Here is a 21,853-nt window from a genome sequence, read left to right as displayed (position 1 = left end):
CAATTTTTCTATTTTCTAATACTACTTGAGATTACTACGCTGCTTTTCCACTGAAGTGCCGGATTCTTCTCGGGTCAAAATCCAGACGCGATCGACGTCACCCTGAAAATTGAGCGTGTAGTTAACCTTATAACTACTGTTTACAAACGTCGATGGAACTTGCGTTAAATTCTGTTGATTCCAAATGCGCGAACCAGGCGACAGGCGCAAATTCTGACCGTTTATCGTAATCGCAGGGTACGCCACTATCACCATCGTTCCACGTTGTGTCGTGGCAGGGAAAGTACGTTCCATCGCGGCGGCAGAAAAACTCGTCAAAGCTAACGCCGCTGTCAACCCAAACAAGAGTAAAGCCATCATTGAGCGTGGTGCTCGCCATGTCGTTCGCATAAAACTCCAAAGTTGTTGATGAAAAATCAGGTCGCAGCAGAGTGCGTTAGTGGGGGCGGATTATAACATTTGATGATGCTGGACATGAGCGCGGTGATGATGCAATTCATTTGCTATAAATGCAATTAATTGTGATGTGCGATGTTCATAAACTAAAAACGGACGCATATGCGCCCGTTTTTAGTTGTGTTGCCAATGTGAGAATTAATGCAAAAATCAATGCCGTCCCGGCGCACTATATTTTTTCTCCAAGCGCGATACCAGCGTTGCCAGGCAAATCGTCATCGTGAAATACACCACGGAGATGGTGATGTACGGTTCCCAATAACGCGAATAAGCACCCGCCACAGTACGTGCGGCGTAGGCCAGTTCTGCCAAGCCGATAGCGGATACCAGCGATGAGTCTTTGAGCAAAGTAATTGCCTCATTCCCCAGCGGTGGCAACATACGGCGAAATGCTTGAGGCAATACGACATAGCGCATGGTGGAGCGATAACCCATCCCCAGACTCAATGCAGCATTGGTTTGGCCGCGATCAATCGATTGAATACCTGCGCGGAAAATTTCTGAAATATATGCACCGGCATTTAATGACAGTGCAACGATACCGGAAATAAACGCGCCGTAATCTTGTTTGATAGTGCGCGCTAAATCGCCGGAAATGAGCAAGCCATGATCCTGATGAATCAACACTGGCATGACCGCGAAGTGAATCAACAGAATTTGGACAAACAGCGGTGTGCCACGGAAAAATGCGACATAGAAACTAGCGAGTGTTTTGACCACAAAAAATGGCCATTTCCATGGACCATGTTTTACCTCGGCTACACGCAGCATGCCCAGAAACAGGCCGAGTATCGTGCCAAGAATGATGCTGATTACAGCCACTTCTACGGTCATGAAGAAACCCTTGACGAATAAGGGGGCGTAACCTTGGATGATATCCCAGCGAAAATCCATATTTTTTATGAGGAAAAGAGTGCGGCGGATGAATAAAAAAAGCGTAACTCGCAATGAGTTACGCATTTCAGCGCATAAAAGTTAGGTGAAAATTATACAGCACTCAGGCTTTGCCGGAAAATCGGAGGCTGATTTTGTTGTCTGTTTATTATTTGTTTGCTGCGCCAAAATACTTCTCACTGATTTTCGCGAAAGTCCCATCGGCTTTGATTTCGTCCAGGCCTTTGTTGATTTGTGTGAGTAACTCAGTATTGCCTTTGCGTACAGCGATGCCGTAATACTCTTTTGGAAAGCCGGCATCGGATACCACTCGCAGGCGCGCTGACGGATTGTTGGTGATGTAATTTTTGACGACGGCATCATCAGCTACCACTGCCTCCACACCACCCGCTTCCAGTTCTTTCAATGCCAATGGCGTTGAGTCGAAGCGCTTAATGTTAGGATTGTTTTTGCCGACTAAATTTTGTATGACCTCATCGCCCGTAGTTGCGCTTTGCACCGCAATTTTCATATTTTTCAGATCATCAAGTTTCTGTATCTTGGTGTCGTCAGCAGGCACGGCGATCAATTGACTGGCTTCAAAATAGGGCTCGGAAAAATCAACAGTCTGTTTGCGTTCGTCCGTGATGGTGATAGCTGAAATCAACAAATCACGATCGCCTTGCGCCAGAAAATTGAAAAAACCTTCAAACGGTGTCGGAATGAATTTCACATCAATGCCGATCTTGTTGGCGATGGCTTTCATAACATCGATATCAAAACCAACCACTTCTTTATTTTCATTTTCTGCTGAAAACGGCGCGTAAGCAGATTCCACACCGACCAGATAAGCCGCATGTTTCTCTGCGGTTGCGCTAGCATCAGCTGCTGGTTTCGCATCTTGTTTATTACAAGCGGCTAACGTGATTAGTGCGAGTGCGGCGATGCAGACGGGAAGGTAACGACGGAGAATGTGCTTCATGGGTGTCCTTAAAAAACGCTTGTTTATTTCCTCGCCCGAAAAACGGGGAGGGAATAACTTATCCTACTTATTCGATCTTACTTGTTCGATACATCTGAAAAATATTTCGCATAAATTTTATCAGCCGTACCATCAGCTTTGATATCAGCTAAACCCTTGTTGAGCTTCGCCAGTAATTCAGTATTTCCTTTTTTGACCGCGATACCGTAATACTCTTTTGGGAACGACGGATCGCTGATGATTTTAAAATTTTTGTTACCGTTATTCCTGGTGTAGTTCACTACTACGCCATTGTCACCGACCACCGCATCAACACCGCCACCATCGAGTTCTTGAAATGCCAATGGCATGGATTCGAAGCGCTTGACGTTAGGGCTGTTTTTGCCTACCAATTTTTGTGATAACTCATCGCCGGTGGTGGCACTTTGTACGCCGATTTTCAAGTTTTTCAGATCGGCAAAACTTTCGACTTTGGAATCGTTCGGTACTGCAATCAGCTGGTTGGCTTCGAAATAAGGCTCGGTAAAATCAACGGTTTGTTTCCGCAGGTCGGTGATGGTGATACTGGAGATAAGAATGTCGCGATCACCTTGATTGAGCGCATTAAAGATGCCATCAAATGGTGTATTCACAATTTTGACTTTGATGCCAGCATGATCGGCAACGGCATTGATTATGTCGATTTCATAGCCAACGGCTTCTTTCTGTTCATTCATCGACGAAAATGGCGCATAAGCCGCATCGGTACCGACCACATATTCTGTTTGTGCGCTGTTGGCGCTAGGTGCCGGCTTTGATCCGTTCTTGCCGCATGCAGCCAAGGCTACACAGACCAAGGCCATAATCGCTAAGTTATTAATTTTCACGAGGAGCTTTCAGCTTAAAAATTTTATAAAGAATTACTTCGTAGCATTGCCAAAATACTTTTGGTAAATGGTCTGATAAGTTCCATCTGCTTTGATGGCAGCCAAACCTTTATTCACTTTTTCCAGCAACGCAGTATTTCCTTTTTTGACGGCGATACCGTAATACTCTTTCGGAAAATCAGGATCTGTAATCGCACGGAATCCCTCTGCGGAATTATTCTTGATGTAGTTGTTGACCAAGCCGGTATCCAGTACTACTGCATCAACGCCGCCTCCTTCGAGTTCTTTCAAGGTCATCATTGCAGAATCCATGCGTTTGATTTTTGGATTGCTTTTGCCCAGTAATTTTTGCACAGCTTCATCACCGGTAGTGGCGCTTTGCACGCCGACAGTGAGCGTTTTCAAGTCCGTAAATTTGGTAACTTTAGAATCTTTTGGTACCACGATGTATTGTGTGGATTCAAAATAAGGATCGGAAAAATCAACGGTTTGTTTACGTTCGTCGGTGATGGTGACGGCTGAGGCAACCAGGTCGCGGTCGCCTTGTGCCAGGAAGTTGAAAATTCCTTCGAACGGGGTATTGACGAATTTGACCTTGAAACCACCTTTGTCTGCGATGGCATGCATGATGTCGACGTCAAAACCTTCTATCTCTTTTTGCTCGTTCTGAAATTCAAACGGCGCGAAGGTTGCTTCTGCGCCGACCAGATATTCGGTTTGGCTTGGCGCGGTGGCAGTTTTCGGCTCTTGTTTGCCGCACGCGGTTAATAAACATACCGCAGCAAAAACCGTAGAGGCTATGCATAGCTGCATTTTTGACACATTTTTCATCGACATTCCTTTTGAAACCGCTGCGCGCGGATAACCCATTATTTTAATGGGGCTTTTCATCAAGATAGGAGCTAATTATCGAAAACATCATATGTTTATATCAAAACCGTTTCCTGGAATCATCTATCGGTCGGATGACATATTTTTTTGATAAATATAATTTCCCGAGGGAATTTTATTTGTTTGAAATAATCGGCGACATACCGTTTGCAGGCATAAAAAAACAGCACACATTCAAGTTGAATGTGTGCCGTTTTTTACCGATGGCAATTAGTTTTATAAATAACTATATGAGAAACAAGTTTCCCCGCCTGCATTCTTACTCATGTTTCTTATCATCTCGCTTATCGGGATGATTTTGTTGTGGCGCAGGATGCGGTGCCGGTGCCGGTGCTGGACGTGGAGCCTGCATCATCGGAGCCGGGGCAGGGCGCGGAGCTTGCATTACTGGAGCCGGTGCCGGGTGCGGCGCTTGTATTTCAGGAGCCGGTGGGCGCGGCTCGGGCCGACTGATATTCATCGGTGCTGGTGACGGTCTTGCCGCTTCTGGAGGTTGTTGACGCGTGTACTGATTCTGATTTTGGCGAACATAGTCAGGCGCTTGTGATCCTTCATTGGCGCGATGAGGTGCAAAGCTCTCAGGCTGTTGAGCAGGGTTTGGTCGCATTGGTGCGGGTGGCAACACTTGCGCTGCTGGCGCATGAGGGCGGAACGCATTTTCTTGCGGTTGGTTAGGACGTGAGAAATTTGGCGCTACTTGCCCAGGTTGTTGGCCATTTTGTTGTCCGCCAAATGGTCTGTTTTGGGTTTGAGCCTGATGGGGCACGCCGAAACCAGGCGTTGCTGTTTGGTTTGGGCGTGTTTGATTGTTGTTGACCGGATTATTTCCCAGCGCCGGATTATTTGGTGCAATATGCGCAAAATTGGGTTTGCTCATTGTGTTGAAATTGGGCTGCGTGTTGGACTGCATATGCGGCGCAGCAGGTGCATTGTTAGTGATACCAGACGTAGCAGGGCCGGCTCCGTTTGCATTAAAGTGCGGCCGATTCATATTGTTGAAATCAGGTTGATTACCATTGGATGATGGCGGCCGCATGCCGGGTGCAATATTGCCAGCGGAAGCCGGAGCACCATTTTGCTGCATGCCGTTTGGTCGCCCATTATTCATTCTGTTGGCGATACCAACTGCCGCGCCAGCACCGACGACGCCTGCTGCGATGCCAGCAGCAGCTAAACCATGATTGCCACCGTTGTTATTTTCGTTTGGCGCAAAGCGTTGGTTCGTTGTGTTGTTTTGAATGTTGACGTTGTTATTGGTGTAGTTGTTATTGTTGTAGTTGTTATTTACGTTGTTTGTATAGCGGTTAACAATCGTAGTTGAGTTCGACACATAAGTATTGTTGTTGTGAACCACCGCAGGACGATACCAACCGCCGCCGTTGCCATCAGGACGATCCCGGCCACGGTCGCCATCATGCCAATCTCCACGTCCTCCCCAGCGTACACCCCATGAATTCCAGCCCCAATTATGGTCGCTGATGACTGCGCCAACCAAAACGCCGGTACCAAATGCAATCGCACCGGCAGTGACAATTTCCCCGGTACTGTAAGCCGGAGCATATTCATAACCGGGATATACCGGTAACGGTTCACCATATACGACCTCTGGATTGTAGACGGGGACGTAGACGACATCCGGTTCGCTAGGCTCAATCGTAATCAAGTCTGGCGGAGGAGGAACGACTTCAGGGCCATCATAAACGGGAGGTTCGCCTGGCAATTGCACATAGCTGGACGGTGGAGGTGCGCCAGCATCCCCCCCATTAATGGTATAGCTCTGCCCGTTGGAAGCAATTGTCGGAGATGATTGCGGTTTGATGATGATTTTTTGATGTTTGGAATTTTTCAGATTGCCGCTTTTGGCCGCGCGTTGTCGCATCACCTGAATTGCGTTCATAACGTCGGTCGGGTCGTTCACATAAGCGTCACCTAATGCCGATGTCCAGGCAATGTTCTTGGCCATCTGATCCAACACATCAGGAAATTGTGTCAATCCTTTTACGCTGGCGTCCCACGGTTGCTGATTTACAGCATCTTGTAACGCTGCGCCTGTGAGATTCTTGTTTTGTGCTAACCAATTATCCGCCGCTGTAATTTGATCGGGATAAGTTGCACCCGCCAAGACTTGTGCGATCAACTTATCCGGGAACAATGCGATAGGGCCAACCATTTGGTATAACTGATCGGCAGTCGGCGGCGTGTAAGCGACGGCACCAGGAGCTGCAGAATTAGCAGATGCGTCTGGCGACGATGCGGTCGACGGTTCGGGTGTTTTTGTTTTATCGCAGCCAGCTAATGGCAGCATCGCTACGCCCAACAGAACACTCAATAAAAGTGGCAGGTTTTTTTTATTCTTAATCATTTTTGGCTCCCAGGTGGTCGTATTTAATCGCGTAAATACATTCTTGACGGTAACAAGTTAGCATGTACTACGGCAATCGAAACAGTGCGTTACAAACATTTGCACATCTCACAGATTATGCGCGTATGTGTTGTAACGTTTCTAAATGGGGATAGGAGGACAGCGTTGTGAACAATCTGCGTAGTTATTGCGTGCTTGTTAAGTACTGTAGTCGGGCAGTGTAGGATTATCGCGTATCTATGCCGATGATCAGCGTAATTCGGTGCTATTTCGGGGAGCGCTATTTCGATGTTAATTTATTAAAAAACACAGCGACCAGATTGCTTGGTCGCTGTGTTTTTATTGGCGCTTGTCAGTTGTATTTGGCGCAATTCACTAAGCAATACGATTTTTCGATAATGGCGGATTATGTGAAAAATATTTTTTGATGCCGGTCAAAATAGCATCGGCCATTTTGTCTTGATAGGCGTTATCGGTAAGACGCGCTTCTTCCTCTGGGTTAGAAATGAAAGCGGTTTCAATCAAAATGCTGGGGATATCCGGTGCTTTTAATACCGCAAATCCAGCTTGTTCGACAGCGCCTTTATGTAACTTATTAATCCCGCCAATTTCACCCAGAACCGCGTTGGCCAGTTTAATACTGTCACTAATTTGTGCCGTGGTCGACAGATCCATCAAGACACTGGCGAGTTGTTTGTCGTGACTTTTGATATTGACGCCACCGATTAAGTCGGCATCGTTTTCATTCTTCGCCAACCAACGCGCGGCTGTAGAGCTAGCACCTTTTTCAGAAAGCGCGAATACTGACGAACCACGTGCGGTGGGTGTGACAAAAGCATCAGCATGGATCGATACAAACAAATCTGCTTGCACAGCCCGTGCCTTTTGCACACGCATGCCGAGAGGAACGAAGAAATCCGCATCGCGCGTCATCATCACGCGCATATTTGGCTGCTTTTCCATTTTGGCTTTGAGGCGCTTGGCGATCGATAGCACGACGTCTTTTTCGCGATTACCCGCGCTTCCGGTCGCACCAGGATCTTCGCCGCCATGACCGGGATCAAGAGCGATTGTGATCATGCGATTCATTGCCGGTTGTGCAGGCTGTCGTCCAGATTTGCTATCTGGCTTTTGTTCTAGCTGAGCAAGCGGTGGTTCTTGCCTGGTCTCCGCAGTTGCCATGGGGGGTGTTGATGGCGGAGAAATGATGCCACCATCTTCTGGCAAACTCTTGCTCCAATTCCCATCTTGTATCATCGCCGCAATCGGGTCTGGCGGATTCAATGGATACAGATCGAACACCAGGCGGTATTTGTAATTTCCTACCGGTTCCAATGTAAATACTTGCGGTTTAACCTCTTCTTTCAGATCAAATACCAGGCGCACCACATTGGGTAAATTTTGGCCGACCCGTACTTGTTTGATGTAAGGATCATTGGACTGAATTTTGGCGACTAATTCTTTCAGCGCCGGATTTAGCTCAATACCTTCAATATCAACGACCATTCGGTCAGGGTTTTTGACCAAAAAATGCGAGACCTTAAGGTCAGAATCATTTTCTAGTGTGACGCGTGTATAGTCTGCTGCTGGCCATACGCGCACTGCGAGAATTTGTGCTGCTCTGGCGAATGTCGGCAGAGTTGCAGCCATGACGGAGATGATAAGCGTACCGCCAGCCTTCAATACAGTGCGGCGGGATTTTGATTTTACAGGTTTGGTACAAATTTCAGTCGGTCCAGACATTGATTGCCCTTGTCAGATGTTGCTTGTAATTTTACATCACGGCCATTGCCGGAAACACTCAAAAACACATTAATATCGGCTTTTGGTAAGACATCTGTTGCTTTTTCTGGCCATTCAACGATGCAAATAGCGTTTTCATTGAAATATTCGCGGAAGCCCGCCTCCAAAAATTCGTCCGGACTCACCATGCGATACAAGTCGAAGTGAATCACTTCGACTGTCTGTTGATGTAGTTTGATGGCATAAGGTTCCGCTAATGTATAAGTAGGGCTTTTCACGTGACCGTTATGCCCGGCTGCGTGCAATAAAGCACGGGTGAGCGCAGTTTTTCCGGCACCAAGGTCGCCATGCAAATAAATCGCCAGGCCAGGTAGCAAGGCGCGCGCCAATGCAGCACCCAATGCTGCTGTGCCTGCTTCGTCATGTAAATGAAATGTATGGTCCTGCATAAAGTAAAATAATCCTCTGAAGTTTTAGGACTTACGCAAAATTGCATCGAGTTTACTAGGACTTACGTAAAACAGGGCAAGGTATTACATTTTTCGCTCACGATCTCGTGGCGTCGGTATTGACGACAAAGTTCGGTCGATTTTCACCAATGCGCTTAATTATTTTCGTTTCGGCACTCATCTTTTTTGCGTAAGAAATGCAATACCGAGCTCTGTTTTGCGTCAGCCCCATCTATTCTCTTATTACACTATTTTCATGCTGTCACCATACACCCCCGATAATCTCGCCGAACTAGCAACCACCATCAAGGCGTGGGGGCGGGAGCTTGGCTTTGCCGATGTGGGCATAACAGATGTTGATCTGTCAGAACAGGAAGCCGATTTTGAAGATTGGTTAGCGCATGGTTATCACGGTGAGATGGATTATATGGCAGCGCACGGCAAGAAGCGCATGCGACCTGCCGAATTAGTACCCGGAACGATACGCGTGATCAGTGTACGCATGAATTATTTGCCCCGCAGCTGCAACGACAGTGACAGCAACCAGGATCATGGCGGCGACTGGAAGCAAAGAGAGTTATCACGTTTGAGCCCCAACGCCGCTGGCACCGCTACGATTTCAATTTATGCGCGCGGCCGTGATTATCATAAGGTGCTGCGTGCACGACTGCAGCAATTGGCTGATCGTATTACGGCAGAAATTGGGGAGTTTGGTTATCGTGTTTTTACTGATTCTGCTCCAGTGAAAGAAGTCGCGTTAGCGCAAAAAGCAGGTTTGGGTTGGCGTGGCAAGCACACTTTGCTTCTTAGCCGCGAGGCAGGCTCGCTATTTTTTCTTGGTGAAATTCTGGTTGATATTCCGTTGCCCGTCGATGCTGCGACCAGTTCCCATTGCGGACAGTGCCACGCATGCATCACCGTTTGCCCGACACAGGCCATCATCGCTCCTTACACTTTGGATGCACGGCGTTGTATTTCTTATTTGACAATAGAGCTCAAGGGGAGTATTCCCTTGGAATTACGACCATTAATCGGTAATCGTGTTTATGGTTGTGATGATTGTCAGTTGTTTTGCCCGTGGAACAAATTCGCGCAATCCTCCACGATTGATGACTTTGATGTGCGTAACGGTTTAGATAGTGCCACCTTGGTTGAATTGTTTAGTTGGAGCGAAGCGCAATTTAACCTGCGTCTGCAAGGCAGTCCTATTCGCCGTATCGGCCATCAGCGATGGTTGCGTAATATTGCAGTGGGTTTAGGGAATGCGGCAGGCAAGTACGGTTCGACGCAGGCCGAGATTATTTCAGCGCTGCAGGCACGTGCAGATGATCCTTCAGAATTAGTGCGAGAGCATGTGGATTGGGCGCTACGCCAGCACAAAGTTAAGCATGGCATTTAAGTATTTGTTATCTTCTGAAAAAATATTGCATTGTTATCACTTTCCTAGTGAGGCAAGATTAGGCGGATATTTGACTCATGGGTAACAATTACTTATCAGATTGAGCAGAAATTGCCAAATAAAAATGAGCCCATATCAATAGTGTGGTTTTAGATGAAAACTATGCAAAATTACGTAATTGATTCATTAAAATGATTTGTTAATTTTGCTTAACACCTGTTAAAGTTCCACTCCAGCAAAGAATGTTATTTGCTTATGAGTGAATTAACTATAACTTTGTTACAGATTTTATTTCTCAGTATGCTGGTGGAAGGATCGCCAAAAGCGCTGAATCAGGTTTAAAGGTGGTGGTGCATAATAACGGTATTGATACCGGGGATACTGAGGAGACTTGTGTTTCACATGAGCTGTTTAAACAGCCGGGAACACATTAGAGAAGCATTTTAAGGCGCGTCTAAAAATTTAGACGCGCCTTTTTTATTTCTGATGGCCAGTTTGCCTAGGCGTCGTAAAAGGAATTGATCGCATGGAAAAAAACATGAAACCTCAGCTCAATGATATTTTTTCGGCCGTTGTAGCCGTGCCGTTCGGGGCGATGGGAATTCGTACGGATGGGCAGGTAATTCGAGAGCTGGTTTATTTGCCTAAATCGTTTGCTGAAAAAGATCCCGCAGATGCGATTGCAGAACGCGCTATGCTGCAGATTACGCAGTATTTTCAGCAAGAGGATTTTCAATTTGACTTGCCGTTGGCCGATATAGGAACGCCGTTTCAGCGCAAAGTGTGGGCGCAGATTGCGGCGATTCCACGGGGTGATGTATTGACGTATGGTGAGGTTGCGCGGCTGGTGCAATCAGCGCCGCGCGCGGTGGGGCAAGCTTGTGGGGCGAACTGGTTTCCTTTGGTGATTCCTTGTCACCGGGTTACGGCCGCTGGCGGGTTAGGCGGATTTTCTCATCATGATGAAGTTGACGGTTTTCATTTGGGCGTCAAACGTTGGTTATTGGCGCGAGAGGGTGTGACGGATCTGTGATTAAGCAAAGTCTACAAAAAACATCTGAAGCGATAGCGGCCGGTGACGGCAATAATGGTCCGGAGGAGGAGCAGGCCAGACTGTCTTTAACTCCAGCCAACCAGAGCGCTATTGATGAATTTTGCGATACCTTATGGCTGGAAGACGGCTTGGCTAAAAATTCGCTGGAAGCCTATCGCAGCGATTTGACGCTGTTTGCCTTGTGGTTGCAAGCGCAGCCTGCTGATGCAGCGCAATCATTGTACGCGGTTGTAGCAAACGATCTGACTGCTTATATCGCGGCAAAACACGAAGAGAGCAAAGCAACCTCTGCCAATCGTCGTCTGGCAGCATTCAAACGTTTTTATTTTCTAGCGCTGCGCCAAAACCGTATCAGCGCGGATCCTTGCTTGCGTATCGCCTCTGCGAAGCAAGCACCCCGCATGCTCGATACTTTATCCGAAGGACAGGTAGAGGCATTGTTGGCGGCGCCTGATATACATACGCCATTGGGTTTGCGTGACCGGACGATGTTGGAATTGATCTATGCCAGCGGCTTGCGCGTATCCGAATTAGTCCTCATCAAGACGGTGGAAGTGGGTATGGGTGAGGGCGTATTACGGATTACCGGTAAAGGTAATAAAACACGCTTGATACCGTTCGGTGAAGAAGCGCGTAGCTGGATCGTTCGTTATATGGCTGAGGCGCGACCACTCATCTTATCTGGCAAGATCGCAGATGCCTTGTTCGTGACGGCGCGCGGTGGTCCGATGACGCGTCAGATGTTTTGGGTGTTGATTAAAAAATATGCAGCACAGGCGCAGATTAATGGTGCCGCCGCGCTGTCACCGCATAAATTGCGCCATGCCTTTGCCACGCATCTGCTCAATCACGGTGCCGATTTGCGCGTAGTGCAGCTGTTGTTGGGACATGCTGACATTTCGACCACACAAATTTATACGCACGTTGCGCGTGAACGCCTGAAAGCGTTGCATGCGGAGCATCATCCCAGGGGGAAAGCTTAATTGCTGATGCTGTGTTTCTTCATCTCACCGACAAGCGGAGCGGAAGGGGATCGGTAAGTGATGGCAGAGGCGGCTTTCTGCTGTATCCTGTGACCATTATTTATAGGGGATTTAACGTGGCAAAACCGAATTTTCAGTACGAGAAGCGTCAAAAAGAATTAGAAAAGAAACGAAAAAAAGAAGAAAAGCTAAAACGTAAAGCAGAAAAAGGAAACGATGCTGCGGACGACGCAGCGGATGGGACCGACCAGGATGCCGATCAGGATAGTGACGCAGAGACTCCGCCATCGGAAGCACCGCCACCACTTTAAGCGTGGCTATGGACCGCAGCATGGCTAAAAAAGAACATATTTCGGTTACTCCTGCGACACAGTTTTTGCGTCAGCACGGCGTAGTTTTCTCCGAACATCCCTATCCCTACGAAGAGCACGGCGGAACTGCGGTTTCAAGCCGTGCTTTGGGAGTGGAAGAACATCACGTAGTGAAAACCTTGATCATGCAAGACGAAATGGCTAGCCCATGCATCGTCTTAATGCATGGTGATCGCAAAGTGTCGACCAAAAATTTAGCGCGACAAATCGGCTGCAAGTCGATTTCGCCATGCAAACCAGAAGTTGCGCAACGTCATTCCGGCTATCTGATTGGCGGGACTTCACCGTTTGGGACGCGCAAGGCCATGCCTGTATATATAGAGCAGAGCATTTTGCAGTTGCCGCAGATTTACATCAATGGCGGCCGACGCGGTTATCTGATTGGCGTTGCACCACAGGTGATTGTCGATGTGTTGCAGGCAAAGGAAGTGCAGTGTGCGATAGACGAAGGTAACTCAATACACGTCTAAACAGACCTATCTATATATAGATAGGTCTTGCGTCGTCCCGCTTTCGTGGGAATGACGGTAATTTTGAAATTGTTTATGCGGCTTTGCTTAGATTGAATCCACAGAAAATCTCAACTAACTAAAAACTAAATACAGGATTAGATTAATGAACACACTTTTATTTACTGTTGCTGCGTATTTGATTGGTTCAATGTCGTTTGCGGTTGTCGTCAGCAAATTATTCGGTCTGGGTGATCCACGTACCTATGGATCGAAAAATCCCGGCGCAACCAATGTCCTGCGTAGCGGTAATAAAGCAGCGGCGGCGGTGACGTTGTTAGGTGATGGTTTTAAAGGATGGCTGGCGGTGTGGCTGGCACAAAAATATGGTGCGCAATACGGGATAGATGACACTGGCATTGCCTTGGTTTGCCTCGCCGTTTTTCTTGGGCATTTGTGGCCAGTATTTTTCCGTTTTGTTGGTGGTAAAGGGGTGGCGACGATGTTTGGTGTATTGCTCGGCATTAATCCCTGGTTAGGTCTGGCAACCTTGGTAACTTGGGCAGTGATTGCTTATGCGTTTCGTTACTCATCATTGGCCGCGCTCATTGCGAGTATATTTGCGCCATTTTTTTATGCTTTGATGGAAGGCGCTGATGTGATTTTATTGGCGATTGTGATCATGAGCGCTTTACTGATTTATCGGCATGCCAAAAACATCGGTAATTTGTTGGCGGGCAAAGAAAGTCGCATTGGAAGCAAAAAGAATGATCATAAAACCAAAGCAGGATAATTTTTACTGTATTTGATTAATCTGCTTGAGCAAGGTTTTTTCATTTTTCGTAATTAAATTAGCAACATCTACAATATTTCCACATTTTATTTGCTACTCATTCGGCACATTTTTCTCTAAATGGTGTCATTTCTGTGATGCATTGTTGCGGTGCATCATAGATTGCTTCCCGCACCTTACTCTCATTTACCCCTAAGTAATTTTTAAATAATTAAGAAAATGCAAATTTTCAAGAAGCTAATGCTGCTCTGCCGCACGCAATTTCATAATATGAAATTACATATCGCTATTTGAAAGTCTAAAACTCTCTGCTAAAATTTGCCACCTCACCAGATGAGTCTGTTTTTACACGCACAAATGAATATTATTTTTGCAATGTTAGGCGAATCGCCTTGCATCAGATGTTTTTGCTGATCGGTGTAAAGTGCGTAATAAAAAGTGAATTAGCAGGTCAATATCAGTAAGTCGGTAAGTAAGCGAATAAGTAAGCTAGTAAAGCAAACAACTTAAGTACTCAGGAGATTTTCTATGTCAGCCCAACTCGACCAGATTATGGCGCAAGCCGCTAACGATCCCGATGTGATTGAAACGAAAGAATGGCTAGATGCGCTCGAAGCCGTGATTGAAACGGAAGGCCCCGATCGCGCACATTATTTGATGGAACGCATGATGGATCTGGCGCGTCGTCGTGGCGCGAAAATCCCTTTTTCCAGTAATACCGCTTACGTTAATACGATCCCTGCAGAAGAGGATGTCCAGTTTCCTGGCAACATAGAGCACGAAGAGCGCTTGCGTTCATGGATGCGCTGGAATGCGATGGCAATGGTGGTTAAAGCCAATCGGGTTGATGGCGATCTGGGCGGTCACTTGTCGAGTTTTGCTTCGCTGGCCAATATGCTGGGTATCGGCTTTAACCATTTCTGGCACGCACCGACTGAAGAACATGGTGGCGATTTACTGTATATCCAAGGTCACTCATCACCAGGTGTTTATGCTCGCGCCTTCCTGGAAGGTCGCTTGAGCGAAGACCAATTGCTGCATTTCCGTCGTGAAGTCGATGGTGGCGGTTTATCGTCATACCCGCATCCAAAATTGATGCCGGAATTTTGGCAGTTCCCGACGGTTTCCATGGGTTTGGGCCCATTAATGGCTATTTATCAGGCGCGTTTCCTGAAATATCTGCATGCTCGCGGTATCGCTGATACAGAAAAGCGCAAAGTCTGGGCGTTCTGCGGTGACGGCGAAATGGACGAGCCAGAATCAATGGGTGCGATCGGCATGGCTGGCCGTGAAAAGTTGGACAATCTGGTGATCGTCGTCAACTGTAACTTGCAACGTCTGGATGGCCCAGTGCGCGGCAACGGCAAGATCATTCAAGAGCTGGAATCGGACTTCCGCGGCGCTGGCTGGAATGTCGTCAAAGTGATTTGGGGCAGTGGTTGGGATGCATTGTTGGAACGTGACAAAGATGGCATTTTGCAGAGCGTAATGATGTCTACCGTTGACGGTGAATATCAAAATTACAAAGCCAAAGATGGCGCTTATGTGCGTGAACATTTCTTCGGTAAACATCCTAAATTGCTGGAATTGGTTAGCAAGATGTCCGACGAAGAAATCTGGGCATTGACGCGTGGTGGCCATGATCCACACAAAATTTACACCGCATTTAAAGCTGCACAAGACAACAAAGGTCAACCGACCGTCATTTTGGCGAAGAGTATCAAAGGTTACGGTTACGGTAAATCTGGTGAAGCGCGCAATACTGCGCACAACACCAAAAAATTGGATGATGAAGCGATCAAGGCGATGCGCGATCGTTTTCAATTGCCGATTTCTGATGAGCAATTGCCATCGATCCCATTCTTCAAGCCATCTGACGACACGCCAGAAATGAAGTACTTGCACGAGCGTCGTGCGGCTTTGGGCGGCTATCTGCCACAACGTCGCGTGAAGGCTGATGAAGTATTGGTTGTGCCGCCATTGGATACTTTCAAGGCAGTACTGGAACCAACTGCTGAAGGCCGTGAAATCTCCACCACGCAAGCTTATGTCCGTATTTTGACGACACTGTTGCGCGATCCTAGTTTGGGTCAGCGCGTGGTACCTATCATGGTCGATGAATCACGTACGTTCGGTATGGAAGGCTTGTTCCGCCAAATCGGTATTTTCAGTCAGGTCGGTCAGTTATACGAACCAGTCGATAAAGACCAGGTGATGTACTACCGTGAAGACAAAGCGGGTCAGATTCTGCAAGAAGGTATTAACGAAGCGGGCGGGATGAGTTCATGGATTGCTGCGGCGACTTCGTACTCCACCAACAATCGTGTGATGATTCCGTTCTATACCTATTACTCGATGTTCGGTTTCCAACGTATCGGTGATCTGGCATGGGCCGCGGGCGACATGCGTGCACGTGGTTTCCTGATCGGCGGTACTGCGGGCCGTACTACTTTGAACGGTGAAGGTTTGCAACATGAAGACGGTCACAGTCATTTGATCGCTTCGACGATACCAAACTGTGTTCCTTACGATCCAACCTTCTCACACGAAGTTGCGGTCATCATGCACGATGGTTTACGTCGCATGATCACGAATCAGGAAGACGTGTTCTATTACCTGACATTGATGAACGAAAACTACAGCCATCCAGGTTTGAAGCCAGGCACTGAAGAGAACATCATTAAAGGTCTGTATTTGCTGCAAGAAGGTGGCAAGAAAAATACAAACAAAGTGCAGTTGATGGGTTCTGGCACAATCTTGCGTGAAGTGATCGAAGGTGCTGCGTTGCTGGAAAAAGATTGGGGCGTTGATGCCGATATCTGGTCAGCACCGTCGTTCACGTTACTGGCGCGCGATGGTCAGGATGTCGAACGCTGGAACATGTTGCACCCAACTGACACACCACGTCTGGCGCATATCACGGCTTGTTTGAAAGACACTACCGGCCCGATCATCGTATCGACCGATTACATGCGTACTTACGCTGAACAAGTTCGTGCTTTCGTGCCAAATGGCCGCACTTATAAAGTCTTGGGTACAGATGGTTTCGGCCGTTCCGATACTCGTGCTAAATTACGTGAGTTCTTTGAAGTTGATCGTTACTTTGTCACCGTTGCAGCGCTGAAGGCATTGGCTGATGAAGGCAAGATCAAGACTTCTGTTGTTGCAGAGGCAATTGCTAAGTACGGTATCAATCCTGAAAAATTGAATCCGGTAACACAATAATTAAGTAATAACTAAGCAATAATTTCTCAGCAATTGGAAAGTTTCATAGGGATGCGCTTGGCGTATCTCTATGCGACAGCCAAAGATCAAAAATGACGTTGCGTTCGATTATGTGCCTGCTGCATAAAGCATGCGATTTGATCATGATTGAACAACGCGTAAAAGAATGGAGCTAGCATGAAAATGGAGCTAAGCATGAACATAGTGGAAGTGAAAGTCCCTGATATTGGCGACGTTAAAGACGTTGAAGTGATCGAGGTTTTGGTCAAGGTCGGCGAGGCTATCAAAGTCGACCAATCACTGGCAACGTTGGAAACCGACAAAGCCAGTATGGAAATTCCATCGACGCAAGCGGGCGTCATCAAAGAATTAAAAATTAAAGTCGGTGACAAAGTTAGCGAAGGTACGTTGATTTTGATACTGGAAGCCGAAGGCGCAGGCAGCTCTGCCGCCCCAACTACACCGACAGCAACGGCTGCACCAGCACCTGCTGTTGTAGCTCCAGCCGCGCCGGTAGCGGCTGCCGCATCTGCGCCAGCAGGCTTGGTCGATATTAAAGTCCCTGATATCGGTGACGTCAAAGATGTCGAAGTGATCGAGGTCATGGTTAAGGTCGGCGATACGATCAAGGTTGACCAATCACTGGCAACTTTGGAAACCGACAAAGCCAGCATGGAAATTCCATCGACGCAGGCCGGTGTCGTGAAAGAAGTAAAAATCAAAGTTGGCGACAAGGTCAGCGAAGGCACATTGATACTGGTAGTCGAAGCCGTTGGTGCTGCGGCGCCGGTGGCAACAGCCGCCGCAGCTGCGCCAGCTCCTGCAGCGGTATCGGCAGCGCCTGTAGCAGCCCCCGTTGCCGTTGCGGCAGCACCAGTCGCTGCGCCTGCAAACGCAGCTGGGACGCTGTCTCACGCATCACCATCAGTACGCAAATTCGCACGTGAATTAGGCGTCGATTTAAGTCGTGTCGTCGGTACCGGACCTAAAGCACGGATTCTGCAAGAAGATATTCAGAATTACGTCAAAGGTGTGGTGGCCGGTACGATTGCTAGCCCTGGCGCAGCAAGCGCACCAGCCAAAAATGGTAGCGGCGTCGGCTTGGATTTATTGCCATGGCCATCGCTTGATTTCAGCAAATTCGGCACGACTGAACTGCAACCACTATCCCGTATCAAGAAACTCAGCGGCCCGAATCTGCATCGCAACTGGGTCATGATTCCACATGTGACGCAATTCGATGAAGCCGATGTCACTGATCTGGAAGAGTTCCGCAAAGAAGCTAACGCCGCATTTGCCAAATCCAAATCGACAGTCAAACTGACGATGCTGGCATTTGTCATCAAGGCTAGCGTTGCGGCATTGAAGAAATTCCCTGCGTTTAATGCATCGCTCGATGCTAACGGCGAAAACCTGATCTTGAAGCAGTATTACAACATTGGCTTTGCTGCCGATACGCCAAATGGCTTGGTCGTACCGGTCATTAAAAATGCGGATCAAAAAGGTATCGCACAGATCGCCGAAGAAATGGGCACGTTGTCTGCTCTGGCACGTGATGGCAAATTAAAAGGTCCTGATATGCAAGGCGCCAGCTTCACTATTTCTTCATTGGGTGGCATCGGCGGTACGGCATTTACACCGATTATCAATGCACCGGAAGTAGCGATTCTTGGCCTGTCCAAAGCATCGATCAAGCCAGTGTGGGATGGCAAGCAATTCGTGCCACGTTTGATGATGGGCACGTCATTGTCTTACGATCATCGCGTGGTCGATGGGGCAATGGGCGCACGTTTCAGTGTGTATCTGGCTGAAGTATTGGCCGATATGCGCAAAACATTGCTATAAGCTGCGCTGTAATTGTAATTCGGCGTATTCCCTGTCTCTTAAATCAAGCGGGACAGGGAATATAAGTTGCATACCGTGTGACTTAATGATGGAGAACAGTTATGACTACCTGCGTCGTCGTCAAAAAAGGCAATCAAATCGCTATTGCTTCAGATTCGCTGGTCACCTTCGGCGATACGCGCTTATCGCATGCTTATGAAGTGAATGACAAAATCGTTCAAATCGGCGATTCGTTCGTGACGTTGGCGGGAACTGCGGCACATTTTCCGGTGATGCGTAAGTTGTTGTTGGGAATGGGGGATGAGTGCAAATTAAAGAACAAAGACGAGGTGTTTGAAACCTTTTCTCGCGTTCACACCATTCTTAAAGAACAGTATTTTCTCAATACCAAAGAAGATGAGGATGATCCTTACGAGTCATCGCAAATTACTGCTTTGATCGCTAATCCTCATGGCATTTTCGGTGTTTATTCTTACCGGGAAGTGTTTAGTTTTGACCGTTTTTGGGGATTGGGTAGTGGCCGCAGTTTTGCCTTAGGTGCGATGTACGCAGTATACGAACAGTCACTTTCAGCGCATCAGATTGCAGAGATCGGGATTAAGGCTGGCGTGGAATTTGATAAAAGCTCGGATATGCCGATGCGGGTTCATAGTTTTGCGATGGCATAGGCCCTGAGCCGCACAAAGACAACAGACGTCTAACGGAAGCAACGTAATTTTCATCCGCGCAGCGGAAATAAAATGGAGTAACCCTATGAGTATGGTCGACGTAAAAGTACCTGATATCGGTGATGTCAAAGAAGTAGAAGTGATCGAGTTGCTGGTCAAAGTAGGTGACACCGTCAAAGTGGATCAATCGTTGATCACGGTCGAATCCGACAAAGCCAGTATGGAAATTCCTTCTAGCAGCGCTGGTGTCATCAAAGAAATCAAAATCAAAGTAGGCGATAAAGTCTCGGAAGGCTCCGTCATTCTGGCATTGGAAGCAACAGCTGGCGCTAGCGCCGCAGCTGCACCGGTGGCGGCTGCACCTGCACCATCAGCGGCCCCGACCGTTGCGCCAACTGCCGCCAGCTTTTCTGGCGATGTCGATTTTGAATGCGACACCATGGTTCTCGGCTCTGGCCCCGGTGGCTATACCGCCGCTTTTCGCGCAGCCGATCTGGGACAAAAAGTCATTATGGTCGAGCGTTTCCCGAACCTTGGTGGGGTTTGCCTGAACGTTGGCTGTATTCCGTCAAAAGCTTTGTTACACGCGGCTAAAGTGATTACCGAAGCGGAAGAGATGGAGCATTTCGGTGTCAAGATGTCGGCACCAGAAATTGATATCGACGCACTTCGCGGTTGGAAAGATAGCGTCGTTAAAAAATTGACTGGCGGTCTGGTCGGTTTGGCTAAAGCACGTAAAGTGCAAGTGGTTACTGGTAATGGTGAATTCAGCTCTGCCAACACCATCAATGTGCAAACTGCAGACGGCGTCAAAAAAATTCATTTTAAAAATGCGATCATTGCAGCGGGTTCGTCGGTCTCGCGCATCCCTGGTTTCCCTTACGATGATCCACGAGTGATCGATTCGACTGGTGCATTGGAATTGCGCCAGATTCCCAAGAAATTACTGGTCATCGGCGGCGGCATTATTGGTTTGGAGATGGCCTGCGTTTATGATGCGCTGGGATCCAAGGTAACGGTGGTCGAATTTGCCGATGGCTTGATTCCAGCGGCTGATCGCGATATCGTCAAACCGCTGCACAAACGTATCGAAAAACGCTACGAAGCGATTTACCTCAAAACGAAAGTCACTAAACTGGAAGCATTACCAGAAGGTTTGCGTGCGACGTTTGAAGGTGTTGACGGCAGCAGCCCGGTTGAACCGCAACTGTACGATATGGTCTTGATGGCAGTTGGCCGTCGTCCTAATGGTAAAGAAATTGGCGCCGAAAAAGCCGGTGTGATCGTCAATGAACGTGGTTTCATTTCTGCTGATAAGCAGCAGCGTACCAACGTTGCCCATATTTACGCGATTGGCGACATTTGCGGCGATCCAATGCTGGCACACAAAGCGACTAACGAAGCCAAAATTGCCGCTGAAGTTATCGCCGGTCATAAAGTATTTTTCGATGCGATGACGATTCCATCGGTGGCTTACACCGATCCAGAAATCGCATGGATGGGCACTACCGAAACAGAAGCCAAAGCGAAGGGCATTCCTTTCGAAAAAGCTAGTTTCCCATGGGCGGCCAGCGGCCGGGCATTGGCAATGGGACGTGATGATGGCATCACTAAATTGCTATGGGATCCGACGACCAAACGTATCATTGGTGCCAGCATTGTTGGCGTCAATGCTGGTGAACTGTTGGCAGAAACTGTGCTGGCAATGGAAATGGGCGCTGATCTGGAAGATCTGGCATTAACGGTCCACGCTCATCCAACGTTATCGGAAACATCGATGTTTGCTGCCGAGATGGGATTGGGTAGTATTACTGACTTGTATATCCCGCAGAAAAAGAAGTAAGTTGACACTGAACGTCACTGCATAAAAAAAACCGGAGTTCGCCTCCGGTTTTTTTGTGTCTATGGCACTCTTTGTTCTCAATCAAAATACCGTCGTGCCTGTTCAAACCGCTGCGCGTAATACTTGTTATCCAGCTTATCAATCCGCACCTTGCCATTGGTTGACGGCGCATCGACAAAACGACCATCACCGATATACACGCCGACATGCGAAGCAGGGCGATGCATGGTGTTGAAAAATACCAAATCACCGGGCCGCAAATCTTTGTTCGATACTACTCTTCCTAACTTCGCCATCATCGCCGCGCTGCCAGTCAATTTGATGTCAGCTGCATGTTGATAGACATAACTGACCATGCCGCTGCAATCCAATCCCGCCTCGGGATTCTTTCCGCCGAATTTATAACTGGTGTCAATTAAACCGAGTGCGTAGATGACAATGTCATTGCCTTTGTCGCTGGGTTCACCGGTGGACTCAGACCACCAGCCTTCGCGCGATAGTGTGGTATCGCGTACCACTGGTGCGCTGCCGCAGGCCACCAAAAATAAGGTGCAGCAACAGATAGCAAACGTTTTAAACGTCATGGTACGTCCCTCAATAT

At 47.8% G+C, this 21,853-nt stretch carries 19 protein-coding genes; 10 read left to right on the top strand and 9 right to left on the bottom strand.

The window, feature by feature from the left end; genetic code table 11:
• Positions 1-21 precede the first annotated feature (21 nt).
• From GEV47_RS14270 to tsaE, 8 genes are all read right to left on the bottom strand, one after another.
• Positions 22-390, bottom strand: a complete 369-nt coding sequence (locus GEV47_RS14270) for a hypothetical protein (protein WP_153235414.1) — start codon at positions 388-390, stop codon at positions 22-24.
• Positions 391-606: 216 nt separating this feature from the next.
• Positions 607-1,350: an amino acid ABC transporter permease gene (locus tag GEV47_RS14265; protein WP_153235413.1), complete on the bottom strand. Its 744-nt coding sequence runs from the start codon at positions 1,348-1,350 to the stop codon at positions 607-609.
• A 148-nt stretch (positions 1,351-1,498) separates the two neighbouring features.
• Complete coding sequence (locus GEV47_RS14260) at positions 1,499-2,311, bottom strand: basic amino acid ABC transporter substrate-binding protein (protein WP_153235412.1); 813 nt, start codon at positions 2,309-2,311, stop codon at positions 1,499-1,501.
• A gap of 77 nt (positions 2,312-2,388) precedes the next feature.
• On the bottom strand, positions 2,389-3,153 hold the full coding sequence (locus GEV47_RS14255) for a basic amino acid ABC transporter substrate-binding protein (RefSeq protein ID WP_153235669.1): 765 nt from the start codon (positions 3,151-3,153) through the stop codon (positions 2,389-2,391).
• A gap of 57 nt (positions 3,154-3,210) precedes the next feature.
• On the bottom strand, positions 3,211-4,008 hold the full coding sequence (locus GEV47_RS14250) for a basic amino acid ABC transporter substrate-binding protein (RefSeq protein WP_153235411.1): 798 nt from the start codon (positions 4,006-4,008) through the stop codon (positions 3,211-3,213).
• A 319-nt stretch (positions 4,009-4,327) separates the two neighbouring features.
• Positions 4,328-6,430, bottom strand: a complete 2,103-nt coding sequence (locus tag GEV47_RS19730; protein ID WP_265588510.1) for a DUF3300 domain-containing protein — start codon at positions 6,428-6,430, stop codon at positions 4,328-4,330.
• Between the two features lie 375 nt (positions 6,431-6,805).
• Positions 6,806-8,173 carry an N-acetylmuramoyl-L-alanine amidase gene (locus tag GEV47_RS14240; RefSeq protein ID WP_153235410.1) on the bottom strand — a complete coding sequence of 456 codons (1,368 nt, stop codon included), beginning with the start codon at positions 8,171-8,173 and terminating at the stop codon, positions 6,806-6,808.
• Entirely contained in the window at positions 8,137-8,622 is a 486-nt protein-coding gene (tsaE, locus tag GEV47_RS14235) for a tRNA (adenosine(37)-N6)-threonylcarbamoyltransferase complex ATPase subunit type 1 TsaE (RefSeq protein WP_153235409.1), read from the bottom strand. The genes GEV47_RS14240 and tsaE overlap by 37 nt, the downstream gene beginning before the upstream one ends.
• A gap of 256 nt (positions 8,623-8,878) precedes the next feature.
• Here tsaE and queG point away from each other — a divergent pair, with 256 nt between their 5' ends.
• From queG to lpdA, 10 genes are all read left to right on the top strand, one after another.
• Positions 8,879-10,021 carry a tRNA epoxyqueuosine(34) reductase QueG gene (gene queG, locus GEV47_RS14230; RefSeq protein ID WP_153235408.1) on the top strand — a complete coding sequence of 381 codons (1,143 nt, stop codon included), beginning with the start codon at positions 8,879-8,881 and terminating at the stop codon, positions 10,019-10,021.
• 538 nt (positions 10,022-10,559) lie between these two features.
• The gene (locus GEV47_RS14225) at positions 10,560-11,054 is read left to right on the top strand and encodes a methylated-DNA--[protein]-cysteine S-methyltransferase (RefSeq protein WP_153235407.1); all 495 of its coding nucleotides are present in this window, start codon (positions 10,560-10,562) and stop codon (positions 11,052-11,054) included.
• Positions 11,054-12,058: a site-specific tyrosine recombinase XerD gene (gene xerD / locus GEV47_RS14220; protein WP_407646260.1), complete on the top strand. Its 1,005-nt coding sequence runs from the start codon at positions 11,054-11,056 to the stop codon at positions 12,056-12,058. Before GEV47_RS14225 ends, xerD begins: the two co-directional genes overlap by 1 nt.
• A gap of 116 nt (positions 12,059-12,174) precedes the next feature.
• Positions 12,175-12,369 (top strand): hypothetical protein, encoded by a 195-nt coding sequence (locus tag GEV47_RS14215; protein ID WP_322741650.1) that lies wholly within the window; start codon positions 12,175-12,177, stop codon positions 12,367-12,369.
• A 20-nt stretch (positions 12,370-12,389) separates the two neighbouring features.
• On the top strand, positions 12,390-12,899 hold the full coding sequence (gene ybaK / locus GEV47_RS14210) for a Cys-tRNA(Pro) deacylase (protein WP_153235406.1): 510 nt from the start codon (positions 12,390-12,392) through the stop codon (positions 12,897-12,899).
• Positions 12,900-13,044: 145 nt separating this feature from the next.
• Positions 13,045-13,671 carry a glycerol-3-phosphate 1-O-acyltransferase PlsY gene (gene plsY / locus GEV47_RS14205; RefSeq protein ID WP_153235405.1) on the top strand — a complete coding sequence of 209 codons (627 nt, stop codon included), beginning with the start codon at positions 13,045-13,047 and terminating at the stop codon, positions 13,669-13,671.
• Between the two features lie 528 nt (positions 13,672-14,199).
• Positions 14,200-16,896 (top strand): pyruvate dehydrogenase (acetyl-transferring), homodimeric type, encoded by a 2,697-nt coding sequence (gene aceE / locus GEV47_RS14200; protein ID WP_153235404.1) that lies wholly within the window; start codon positions 14,200-14,202, stop codon positions 16,894-16,896.
• 195 nt (positions 16,897-17,091) lie between these two features.
• A complete protein-coding gene (aceF, locus tag GEV47_RS14195) occupies positions 17,092-18,741 on the top strand; it encodes a dihydrolipoyllysine-residue acetyltransferase (protein ID WP_153235403.1) in 1,650 nt (549 codons plus the stop codon).
• A 101-nt stretch (positions 18,742-18,842) separates the two neighbouring features.
• Positions 18,843-19,409 carry an Ntn hydrolase family protein gene (locus tag GEV47_RS14190; protein WP_153235402.1) on the top strand — a complete coding sequence of 189 codons (567 nt, stop codon included), beginning with the start codon at positions 18,843-18,845 and terminating at the stop codon, positions 19,407-19,409.
• 85 nt (positions 19,410-19,494) lie between these two features.
• On the top strand, positions 19,495-21,252 hold the full coding sequence (gene lpdA / locus GEV47_RS14185; RefSeq protein ID WP_153235401.1) for a dihydrolipoyl dehydrogenase: 1,758 nt from the start codon (positions 19,495-19,497) through the stop codon (positions 21,250-21,252).
• A 77-nt stretch (positions 21,253-21,329) separates the two neighbouring features.
• Here lpdA and GEV47_RS14180 read toward each other — a convergent pair whose 3' ends face one another.
• On the bottom strand, positions 21,330-21,836 hold the full coding sequence (locus GEV47_RS14180) for a C40 family peptidase (RefSeq protein WP_153235400.1): 507 nt from the start codon (positions 21,834-21,836) through the stop codon (positions 21,330-21,332).
• Positions 21,837-21,853 lie beyond the last annotated feature (17 nt).

The sequence above is a fragment of the Glaciimonas soli genome (assembly GCF_009497155.1).
In the GTDB taxonomy this organism is placed as follows: Bacteria; Pseudomonadota; Gammaproteobacteria; order Burkholderiales; family Burkholderiaceae_D; genus Glaciimonas; species Glaciimonas soli.
This window is presented reverse-complemented; position numbering and strand designations above follow the sequence as displayed.